At 62.1% G+C, this 10,923-nt stretch carries 8 protein-coding genes, 2 tRNA genes and 1 pseudogene; 10 read left to right on the top strand and 1 reads right to left on the bottom strand.

All coding sequences use genetic code 11. The annotated features are described in order from the left end of the window. Positions 1 to 79: 79 nt before the first annotated feature. From IRZ12_RS11105 to IRZ12_RS11070, 8 genes are all read left to right on the top strand, one after another. Positions 80 to 166 (top strand) — tRNA-Leu (locus IRZ12_RS11105). 199 nt (positions 167 to 365) lie between these two features. After that, positions 366 to 1,676 carry a trigger factor gene (tig, locus tag IRZ12_RS11100; RefSeq protein WP_296468348.1) on the top strand — a complete coding sequence of 437 codons (1,311 nt, stop codon included), beginning with the start codon at positions 366 to 368 and terminating at the stop codon, positions 1,674 to 1,676. Further along, positions 1,676 to 2,332 (top strand): ATP-dependent Clp endopeptidase proteolytic subunit ClpP, encoded by a 657-nt coding sequence (clpP, locus tag IRZ12_RS11095; protein WP_296468346.1) that lies wholly within the window; start codon positions 1,676 to 1,678, stop codon positions 2,330 to 2,332. Before tig ends, clpP begins: the two co-directional genes overlap by 1 nt. Before the next feature lie 2 nt (positions 2,333 to 2,334). Further along, entirely contained in the window at positions 2,335 to 3,597 is a 1,263-nt protein-coding gene (gene clpX, locus IRZ12_RS11090; protein WP_296468344.1) for an ATP-dependent Clp protease ATP-binding subunit ClpX, read from the top strand. 313 nt (positions 3,598 to 3,910) lie between these two features. Continuing rightward, positions 3,911 to 6,346, top strand: a complete 2,436-nt coding sequence (gene lon, locus IRZ12_RS11085) for an endopeptidase La (RefSeq protein ID WP_296468342.1) — start codon at positions 3,911 to 3,913, stop codon at positions 6,344 to 6,346. 205 nt (positions 6,347 to 6,551) lie between these two features. After that, on the top strand, positions 6,552 to 6,872 hold the full coding sequence (locus IRZ12_RS11080; protein WP_296468350.1) for an HU family DNA-binding protein: 321 nt from the start codon (positions 6,552 to 6,554) through the stop codon (positions 6,870 to 6,872). A gap of 111 nt (positions 6,873 to 6,983) precedes the next feature. Beyond that, positions 6,984 to 7,059 (top strand) — tRNA-Val (locus IRZ12_RS11075). A gap of 1,597 nt (positions 7,060 to 8,656) precedes the next feature. After that, positions 8,657 to 9,184 carry a hypothetical protein gene (locus IRZ12_RS11070; protein WP_296468340.1) on the top strand — a complete coding sequence of 176 codons (528 nt, stop codon included), beginning with the start codon at positions 8,657 to 8,659 and terminating at the stop codon, positions 9,182 to 9,184. Between the two features lie 11 nt (positions 9,185 to 9,195). On the opposite strand, the gene IRZ12_RS11065 is transcribed toward IRZ12_RS11070, so the two are convergent. Then, a complete protein-coding gene (locus IRZ12_RS11065) occupies positions 9,196 to 9,552 on the bottom strand; it encodes a hypothetical protein (RefSeq protein WP_296468338.1) in 357 nt (118 codons plus the stop codon). Here IRZ12_RS11065 and IRZ12_RS17575 point away from each other — a divergent pair. After that, positions 9,443 to 9,676: pseudogene (locus IRZ12_RS17575) on the top strand (hypothetical protein); the annotation flags it as partial. The gene IRZ12_RS11065 and the pseudogene IRZ12_RS17575 overlap by 110 nt on opposite strands. Before the next feature lie 115 nt (positions 9,677 to 9,791). Next, positions 9,792 to 10,853, top strand: coding sequence for a sulfatase-like hydrolase/transferase (locus IRZ12_RS11055; RefSeq protein WP_296468334.1), 1,062 nt, complete (start codon positions 9,792 to 9,794; stop codon positions 10,851 to 10,853). Positions 10,854 to 10,923 lie beyond the last annotated feature (70 nt).

Here is a 10,923-nt window from a genome sequence, read left to right as displayed (position 1 = left end):
GGTCCGGCCGGCTCGGAAGGGGTGGGCAGGGAGGCTTTCAAGCGTTTTTTCATAGTCGGGTTACAATCCCATTCCGGATGCGACCGTGGCGAAATTGGTAGACGCAACAGGTTTAGGTCCTGTCGGGAGAAATCCTGTGGAGGTTCGATTCCTCTCGGTCGCACCATGAATGAGTTTTGAACCACCCTGGCGGTGTCCGGCCGCAGCCGGCACGAGGCTGCTCCCCGGGAGCCGGGCGTCGCCCAGGCGCCGTCCGGGGCTGTGGCACAATTCGCGAATGCCCGGATCGATGTTGGTTGCGGTGCCTCTCGCGGCGCGGGTAACTCCGATTCTGTCGATTACACATACTCAATATAGGTTTTTGCATGCAGCCTGTGGTTGAAACCCTGTCAGGTCTTGAGCGGCGCGTGGATCTTTCCGTCCCTGTGGCCGACGTCGAAAAAGAAGTCGAAACGCGCCTGAAGCGCCTGGCCCGCACCGCCAAGATGCCGGGCTTTCGACCCGGCAAAGTCCCTCTGTCCATGCTGGCCCGCACCTATGGGCCCGAAGTGCGGATGGAGGTTTTGAACGCCAAGATCGGCGACGCTCTGGAAAAGGTCGTCAGCGAGGCCAAGCTGCGCCTGGCCGGCTCGCCGTCCGTCGAGCCCAAGACCGAAGGCGTGCCCGAGGGCATGGTGGGCTTCACCGCCACCTTCGAGGTTTACCCTGAGGTCCAGATCCCCGACCTCTCCACGCTGGAAGTGTCGAACGCCAAGAGCGAAGTGGGCGATGCCGAGGTCGAGCGCACGGTCGAGATCCTGCGCAAGCAACGCATCTCCTTCGTCGAGCGCGAAGGCCGCGCTGCCGGCGACAATGACCGCGTGACGCTGGATTTCGCCGGCACCATCGACGGCGTTGCATTCGACGGCGGCTCTGCGACGGACTTCCCCATCGTCCTGGGGCAAGGCCGCATGCTGCCCGAATTCGAGGAAGCCGTGCGTGGCATGAAGGCGGGCGAGACCAAGAAATTCCCGCTCACGTTCCCGGCCGATTACGGTGCGGCCGAGGTCGCGGGCAAGACAGCCGAATTCACCATCACCATCAAGAAGGTGGAAGAGGGCGTGCTGCCCGAGGTCGACGCCGAGTTCGCCAAGCAACTGGGCCAGGCCGAAGGCGACGTCGAGAAACTGCGCGCGGACATCCGCGCCAACCTGGAGCGCGAGGTCCGCAACCGCACCCTCGCCCGTACCAAGGCGAGCGTGATGGACGCCCTTGCCAAGGCCGCTACCTTCGACATTCCGAAGGCGCTGGTCAACGATGACACCGAGCGCCGCATCGCCGCGGCGCGCGAGGACCTCAAGCAGCGCGGCGTGCCCAACGCCGACAAGCTGCCCATTCCCGCGGAGGCCTTCTCGGCCGAGTCCGAGCGTCGCGTGCGCCTGGGCCTGCTGGTGTCCGAGCTGGTCAAGGTCGAGAACCTCAAGGCCCGGCCCGACCAGATCCGTGCGCGGATCGAGGACTTCGCCCAGAGCTACGAGCGCCCGGAAGAGGTCGTGCGTTACTATTTGACCGACAAGGCTCGCCTCGCCGAGGTCGAGGCCATCGTGCTGGAAGACAACGTCGTCCAACACGTCCTGTCCAAGGCCAAGGTCAAGGACGAGCAAGTCTCTTTCGATGAATTGATGGGAACCACCTGATGCAACGCTTCGTAGATTTCTACGCATCGATGTATGGGGCCGAGTCGCTCGGCCCCAAATCCCTCGGCTATGTGCCGATGGTGATCGAACAGTCCGGTCGGGGTGAGCGTGCGTACGACATCTACTCGCGTTTGCTGAAAGAGCGGATCATTTTCCTGGTTGGCCCGGTCACCGAGGCCTCGGCCAACCTGATCGTGGCTCAGCTCCTGTTCCTGGAGTCCGAGAACCCCGACAAAGACATCTCGCTCTACATCAACTCGCCCGGCGGGTCGGTCTATGCGGGCATGGCCATCTACGACACCATGCAGTTCGTCAAGCCCGACGTGGCGACCCTCTGCACCGGGCTGGCCGCCAGCATGGGAGCCTTCCTGCTGGCTGCCGGGGCCAAGGGCAAGCGCATCGCGCTGCCCAATTCCCGCATCATGATTCACCAGCCCTCGGGCGGCGCCCAAGGGCAGGCGACAGACATCGAAATCCACGCCCGCGAAATCCTGTATCTGCGCGAGCGCCTGAATCGCATCCTGGCCGAAAACACCGGCCAGCCGATCGAGCGCATCGCGGTGGATACGGAACGCGACAATTTCATGTCGGCGGCTGACGCAGTATCTTATGGATTGATCGATAAAGTCTTCAGCCGCCGTAGCGAACAGGGTTGACCATGTCGGAAAAGAAAGGGTCGAACGAAAAGCTGCTCTATTGCTCGTTTTGCGGCAAGAGCCAGCATGAGGTTCGCAAGTTGATCGCCGGACCTTCGGTGTTCATTTGCGATGAGTGCATCGACCTCTGCAACGACATCATTCGCGACGAGGCGGCTGCCGACGTCAAGACCGGTGCCAAGTCCGAGCTCCCCACGCCGGCCGAGATCAAGGAGATCCTCGACCAATACGTGATCGGGCAGACACGGGCCAAGCGGATCCTGTCGGTGGCGGTGTACAACCACTACAAGCGCATACGCCATGCCGGCGGCAAGGCGGACGACATCGAGCTGTCGAAAAGCAACATCCTGCTGATCGGCCCGACCGGGTCGGGCAAGACGCTGTTGGCGCAGACGCTGGCCCGCCTGCTGAACGTGCCCTTCGTGATCGCCGACGCGACCACGTTGACCGAGGCCGGCTACGTGGGCGAGGACGTCGAGAACATCATCCAGAAGCTGCTGCAGAACTGCAACTACGACGTCGAGAAGGCGCAGCGCGGCATTGTCTACATCGACGAAATCGACAAGATCTCCCGCAAGGCCGACAATCCGTCCATTACGCGCGACGTGTCGGGCGAAGGCGTGCAGCAGGCGCTGCTCAAGCTGATCGAAGGCACGGTGGCGTCGGTTCCTCCCCAGGGCGGCCGCAAGCATCCCAACCAGGACTTCGTGCAGATCGACACGACCAACATCCTGTTTATCTGCGGCGGCGCGTTCGACGGTCTGGAAAAGGTCATTCGCGGGCGCACCGAGAAGTCGGGCATAGGCTTTAGCGCCTCGGTCAAGTCCGAGGCCGAGCGGTCGGTCAGCGACCTGTTCGGCGAGGTCGAGCCGGAAGACTTGATCAAGTTCGGGTTGATCCCCGAGCTGGTCGGCCGCCTGCCGGTCGTCGCCACGCTGGACGAGCTGAACGAAGAAGCGCTGATCCAAATTCTGGTCGAGCCCAAGAACGCGCTGGTCAAGCAGTTCCAGAAGCTGTTCGCGATGGAGGGTGCCGAGCTCGACGTGCGCCCGCAGGCCTTGCAGGCCATCGCCCAGAAAGCGCTCAAGCGCAAGACGGGGGCCCGCGGGCTACGTTCCATCCTCGAGGCGGCCCTCCTCGACACCATGTATGAGCTGCCGTCGTTGGGCAACGTCACCAAGGTGGTGCTCGACGAGAACGCCGTCAATGGTGAAGGCGTGCCCCTGCTCATCTACGGCGACAATCCCAAGGTCGCCAGCCAGTAGGCGTGCCTGCGCGCGGGAGCGCGCCGCGAGCGGCGGAGTAGGGCCCGGATTGCCGGGCCCGGTGCTGCTGCACGGGGCGCGCGTTGCCGCGTGGCGGGAGCGCTATGTGCTACATTGGTCCATGGCGTGCAAATGCCTGCCCGTCCGGCGACTGATGTCTCTGCGCCTACCTTCGGGTCCATGCCTTTTTTTCGAGCCTAGACGCGGGAAAATGGCCTGGATCCGGCTGCTTTCGCAGACCCGATTGCCCGCCGACGCTTGAAATCCACGCTTACGCCCTCATCCTGATAGCATTCAAATTCGAGGACGAATCATGTCTGCGAGCCAGATACTCCCCTCCGAACCGATCGAGTTGCCGCTGCTTCCGCTGCGCGACGTGGTCGTATTCCCGCACATGGTCATCCCGCTGTTCGTGGGCCGGCCCAAGTCGATCAAGGCCTTGGAGTCCGCCATGGAGGCCGGCAAGAGCATCATGCTGGTGGCGCAGAAATCGGCCGCCAAGGATGAGCCTTCCGCGGACGACATCTACGAAATCGGATGCGTCGCCAGCATTCTGCAGATGCTGAAGCTGCCCGACGGCACCGTGAAGGTTCTGGTCGAGGGAGCCCAGCGCGCCCGCATCACCCGCATCGACGACCAGGGCGCGCACTTCTCGTGCGAGCTCGTGCCCATCGATCCCGATCGTGGCCAGAGCGCCGAGATCGAAGCGCTGCGCCGGGCCATCGTGTCCCAGTTCGACCAATACGTCAAACTGAACAAGAAAATCCCGCCCGAGATCCTGACCTCCTTGTCGGGCATCGACGAGCCGGGGCGCCTGGCCGACACCATCGCCGCCCACCTGCCCCTCAAGCTCGAGCAGAAACAGAAGATGCTGGAGGTGTTCTCCACCGCCGAGCGCCTGGAGGCGCTGCTGGCGCAGCTCGAGACCGAAATCGACATTCTTCAGGTGGAAAAACGCATCCGCGGCCGCGTGAAGAAGCAGATGGAAAAAAGCCAGCGCGAGTACTACCTGAACGAGCAGGTCAAGGCCATCCAGAAGGAGCTGGGCGAGGGCGAGGACGGCGCGGATTTCGAAGAGCTCGAAAAGCGGATCAAGGCTGCGCACATGCCCAAGGAGGCCAAGAAGAAGGCCGAATCCGAACTCAAGAAGCTGCGCCTGATGTCGCCCATGTCGGCCGAGGCCACCGTGGTGCGCAACTACATCGACACGCTGGTGAGCTTGCCCTGGAAGAAAAAGAGCAAGGTCAACAATTCGCTCCAGCATGCCGAAGAAGTGCTCAACAACGACCACTACGGGCTGGAGAAGGTCAAGGAGCGCATCCTCGAATACCTCGCCGTGCAGCAGCGCGTGGACAAGGTCAAGGCGCCCATCCTGTGCCTGGTCGGGCCTCCGGGGGTGGGCAAGACCTCGCTCGGGCAGTCCATCGCCAAGGCGACCAACCGCAAGTTCGTGCGGATGGCCCTCGGCGGCGTGCGGGACGAGTCGGAGATCCGCGGGCACCGTCGCACCTACATTGGCTCGATGCCCGGAAAAATCCTCCAGAACCTGGCCAAGGTGGGCGCGCGCAACCCGCTCTTCCTGCTCGACGAAGTCGACAAGATGGGCATGGATTTCCGGGGCGATCCGGCCTCTGCGCTGCTCGAGGTGCTGGATCCCGAGCAGAACCATACGTTCCAGGATCACTACGTCGAAGTCGATTTCGATCTTTCCGACGTGATGTTCGTGGCGACCAGCAATACGCTGAACATTCCGCCGGCGCTGTTGGACCGGATGGAAGTCATTCGCCTCTCGGGCTACACCGAAGACGAGAAAGTGCACATCGCCACCCAGCACCTGCTGCCCAAGCAGATGAAGCACAACGGCCTCAAGCCCGATGAGCTCAAGGTCGAGGAGTCGGCGCTGCGCGACATTGTGCGCTACTACACGCGGGAGGCGGGCGTGCGCTCGCTCGAACGCGAGATCAGCAAGATCTGCCGCAAGGTCGTCAAGGGCCTGTTGCTCAAGGGCGAGCAGCAACAGGTCGTCGTGACGCCCGACAACCTGAGCGATTACCTGGGCGTGCGGCGCTACACCTTCGGCGTGGCCGAGAAGGAAAACCAGGTGGGCCAGGTCACGGGCCTGGCCTGGACCGAGGTCGGCGGCGACCTGCTCACGATCGAAGTGGCGGTGATGCCGGGCAAGGGCAATATCCAGCGTACCGGCTCGCTCGGCGACGTCATGAAAGAATCGGTCGAGGCCGCCCGCTCCGTGGTGCGCTCGCGTGCACGGCGCCTGGGCATCGATCACACCGTCTTCGAGAAGAAGGACATGCACGTGCACGTTCCCGAAGGCGCGACGCCCAAGGATGGTCCCTCCGCCGGCGCTGCGATCACCACGGCCATCGTGTCGGCGTTGACGGGCATCCCCGTGCGGGCAGACGTCGCCATGACCGGGGAGATCACGCTGCGCGGCGAGATTCTTCCCATCGGCGGCCTGAAAGAGAAGCTGCTCGCGGCACACCGGGGCGGCATCAAGACCGTCCTCATTCCCGAGGAGAACGCCAAAGACCTGGCGGAGATCCCGGACACGGTCAAGAACCAGCTCGAGATCGTGCCGGTGCGCTGGATCGATCGCGTGCTGGAGCTCGCGCTCGAACGCCTGCCCGATCCCTTGCCGGAGGAAGAGCCTGCAGCCAAGCCCGAGGCCAAGGTCGAGGCCCACGTTACGGCAGAAGGCGGAAGTTCGGCCGACCCGGTCATGAAGCACTGATCATCGCCGATTGAAAGGGCAGAGGGCGCGCAAGCGCCCTCTTTTTTTGGCTCCAAGGGAGCACGATGAGGTTTTACGCGGTTTTCCAGCGGGTTTCCCTTGACACGCCTTTCTACCCGAGGATTAAATACTCCTCTGCGTTTCGTATGCGCGGGTGGTACTGACGCGGTATGTCGCGCTCTGGGGGTGCCCCTTGCGACCCAGCATCGGGACCAACAAATTTTTTCCACAGATAGACCTTGTGAGGGGCCTAATGAATAAGACCGAGCTTATCGACCACATCGCCAAGCATGCCGACATCTCCAAGGCGGCCGCTGGCCGTTCGCTGGATGCGTTGGTGCAGGCGGTGAAAACGACGCTCAAGAAAGGTGGCACTGTGACACTGGTCGGTTTTGGCACTTTTGCAGTGACTTCTCGCGCTGCTCGCACGGGCCGCAATCCCCGCACCGGCGAAGCCATCAAGATCAAGAAAGCCAAGGTGCCCAAGTTCCGTCCGGGCAAAGCCCTCAAGGATGCCGTCAACTAATCGGTGTCTGGCTCGCGAGGCGCCTTAGTCGGGGCTGCCTCGGCAAGAGTTCGGGTAATCCGCTATACTACGCGTTCTCGAGGCGGCACACATTGTTTCCGCCTCTTCGGCGGGTGCTTAGCTCAGTTGGTAGAGCGGCGCCCTTACAAGGCGTAGGTCACAGGTTCGACCCCTGTAGCACCCACCACCGCCGACAGACGGATCAGTCCTTGAATTCGAATGTGAAAGGCACAGGGTTTTTGCCCTGTGCCTTTTTTCTTGGCTGTCATCGAGCAACTTCCGGTTTTCTGCGACAGTCGGCGGTGTTGCCTACAGGGCTCAAGCCGTGCGCAAGCTTCCTGAGTCGCATTGAGCGCCGTGCCGATCGATGTAGGCATGCCGTGAAGCCCCAGGCTCTGCAAGCTGCTTGCGCGACGGGCGGGCTAGGGGAGTGCAACATCGCCGGACTCGCTGACGCAAGCCCTTAGGCACGCTCCCGCAGGGGCTCAAACTAAGGCGAACCCCGATGCACCAGTCTGCGATGACGACCTTGCCTTAGCCGCGCATCGCTCGGTCCGGGTAACGCATCCTCGTTGATGTCACCAAGGACACGATTATGTGTGTGCTGCCGAGGTCCCTTGGCCTGGTGTGAAATTCAAGTGACGCGCTCCTTGGGGGCGCCATGCGATCGGTGAAGTGGTTGTCCCAGCGGGTTCCCTGCCTTCGGAGTTGGGCAAATGTCAGGCAGGGATAACCTTGCGAGTTCACCCTCCATGTAGAAAAACGCTGCGACGCCGGTTGTGGGCAGCGCCGCAGCGGGGATGACCTGGTAGGAGCCCGATCATCCAAGGGGGAACAGAGGAAGGCACGTTTTTGCTTCGTGCGCCTGCACGATACCCCCTGCTGGGCGGCCTAGCTAGGGGAGCGGAGCGGGCAAAACGTTATGAAAAATCGACATTTGTTGCCAAATTTGGCCGGCGCCAACGTCCTCGATCAGTTGCCGAACTCACCATCCAGGATCTGGCAGTTCAAGGGCGTCCAAGAAGTCCTTACCGTCCTGGGTTTTTTCCACTTTGCGTAAACAAATTGCTTTCAGTAATAATCACGCCTTCGCTTCTTTATGGGGATGGCAAGAAATGCGGGCGTGCGGGGAGGGGTTGGACTACTTCGTCCTTACGTTCAAGACAGACTCAGACCGGTGGATTGCCGCCTGGCGACTAAGAGAGCAGGGTGCGCAGATAGAGGTGCGAAACGCCGGTGCCAATCCGGAGCGCTTCGAGCTCCACGTATGGATGCCGATATCGCCGGTTGCGCGCCCATCCCTTGAGCAAATCGCAATCGCGTCCAAGAAGAAAAAACGGAGGGCAGAAGTCTGCACACAAAACCCGTGCGAAGCCTAGGACACGCACGTTAAGTTCCGCTTCGTGGAGAACGGATTTGTTATGTCGGAGCTGTGGCAGGGCAAGCTAGTGAATGAGAAGCGCTTTCCCATGTGATTCGCGAACACAGCCACCGAAGGGTTCGCGGAGGAGGTCGATCCAGCATTTTTGGGCTTGGCGCTGGTCGTGAACGGCGTTTCGTAGCTCGTTCTGAGGGTCCGATATTTTCCCCAGTCCACCCATAGCAGCAGCCATAAGCCGAAGAGTGCTCGTGCCACATGCTAGCTCCAGCGAGTCATCTCCCTAAGGAGCAAGCCGGCCTCTACCAAATTCTTGGTCTTGTTGATCGAAGGCGAAACTGCCCAGTCGCGCCAGAAGAAGTAGAGCCCGAGCCTACGCCGTGCGACCTTCCGAACGACCGAGACCTTGAATACGTTCGACTTCACCAATTACCAGTCTGAATCGGGAGGTGGGCATGCCCGGCGGGACCAGACCATTCCGCGAATCGGCTTCTGGCTTCCCGTACGCGACCGGCTTCTGCACAAATGGCTTCTGCTTGGTGCCGGATGGAAATTCCTGTCGCTGTCCACGACTGGGAGCATCTTAAACGCTTGGCAGGGGGAAAACGACCAAAATACAGCTGATTCCACCACCCAAGGTGATGCGTTCACAGCCAGCGTTCTTTTGGATCCCAAATGCGGAAAAATGCGGACTCCTAAACGGTGGAAGGTGATATCAGGCTGTGATCGCGAAATCCAGGCACTCGGACGGGTGCCGTTGCCCTTTCTGCTGCGTTCGGACGACGGCCTGGTATTGACGAGCCGCAGCTTTATCCCGTTGGTGAAAAACTACGGGCGGCGTCAGGAGTTCATGCGCCACAGCCCCGAGCAGAGCCGCTGGGTCGCGGATGATTCGCACGCCCGAGGAGCTGTGCGTGCATTGCTACCGCCTTAAATCTCCGCAAATTACGCGTTACCGGCGATTGGAGCCACGGGAGAGCTGACCGATGGCAACATCGGGGTGGTGGCCAATGGCACTGATGGTCTGCAGATCAAGCTGGCCAAGGACATCGACCTGGGTAACGATGGCAGCATCACCACTGGCAACACCCGCATCGACACCAATGGCGTGGCCATCGGCTCGGCCGTGACGCTCAATGCCAGCGGCTTGACCATCGCGGGCGGCCCAAGCGTGACCACCTCGGGTATCGACATGGGGGGTAAGACCATCACCGGCTTGGCGGCGGGGGTCAATGCCACCGATGCGGTCAATGTCAGCCAGTTGAACGACGCCACCAACTCCGCAGCCAACAAGTGGATCACCGGTTCTCAAACCGGCGGCGATTACTCAGCCCCAGAGGCCAGTGGCTCCAATAGCACAGCGGCTGGCTCCGGCGCCGTGGCTTCCGGCAACAACAGCCTGGCGATGGGCGCGGGCGCAAAGGCCAGCACCGACAACAGCGTGGCGCTGGGTAACGGCTCGACCACTACTGAGGCGGTGGCCACCACGGGCACCACGATCCGAGGCACAGACTACACCTTTGCAGGCGGCACCCCCGCCGGTGTGGCCGCCCCCCGGCGATCGCCTGGCGCGCGAAGCGAAGGCGCGGGCGCCCGGACGCTACGACCAGGAGAATCGCAACAAGTGGCTGACGCAGGAAGGCTACGACCTCGACTATCCGTTCTATGGGTTCGAGGATGTAGACCTGGTGGACGATCACGGCGACTCCGTCCACGGCCACTATCGCCAATGGCTGCGCCGGCACCATCCCGCGGTGGAGGCCCTGATCGGGCCGAAGGCTGCCACGCCCGCGCCGGATTACGTGCTGACCTCGTTTGGCCAAGCCTGGCGCACGGCGGTACCCCAGGAGCTCTATCCCAGCGCCTATATCGCCGACCGTACCATCGAGCGCTTGGAGCGCGCCGCTGGCCAGCCGTTTTTCATTCAGTGCTCGTTCCCCGATCCCCACCATCCCTTTACGCCGCCGGGCAAGTATTGGGGCATGTACGACCCCGACGAAATGGAGCTGCCGCCTTCCTTCCATACCGGCGAGGTGCCGCCGCCCCACGTCGCATGGCTGCGGCGGCAGCGCGACGGTGGCAAGGCGGTCAAGCACACGCCCGCCATCTTCGCCTGCACGGAGCGCGAGGCCAAGGAGGCGCTGGCGCTGAACTATGGATCGATCACGAACATCGACGGCCAGATCGGCCGGGTCCTGGCGGCTCTAAGGCGGTTGGGGCTGGAGAACGACACGGTGGTGATCTTCACCAGTGACCATGGGGACTACCTGGGCGACCACCAGTTAATGCTGAAGGGCCCCATCCACTATCGCGGGCTGGTGCGGGTACCGTTCATCTGGCATGACCCCCGGCAGCCGGTGCGGGGTGCCAGCAGCGCACTGGCCAGCACCATCGACATTGCGCCCACCATCCTCGCGCGCGCGGGCTTGGCCGGCTTCAATGGTATCCAGGGAAAGAGCCTCCTGGACGTCATGTCTGGGAAGACCGCGCGCGTGCGCGAACACCTGATGATCGAGGAAGAGGGCCAGCGTGTCATCCTGGGTTTCGACACCCGCATTCGTTGCCGGACCCTGCCGGCGTCTGTCAAGGTAGTTGGAACATGAGTCATGCTGCTTCTAACTCACTGTGCTGATGGATAACGGTCGTTTCCTTCTCTGGATTCAGCCAGACGCT

Source organism: Pigmentiphaga sp., assembly GCF_019689535.1.
In the GTDB taxonomy this organism is placed as follows: Bacteria; Pseudomonadota; Gammaproteobacteria; order Burkholderiales; family Burkholderiaceae_B; genus Pigmentiphaga.
Note: the sequence above shows the minus strand (reverse complement) of the source record. Positions and strands in the feature narration are given on the sequence as shown.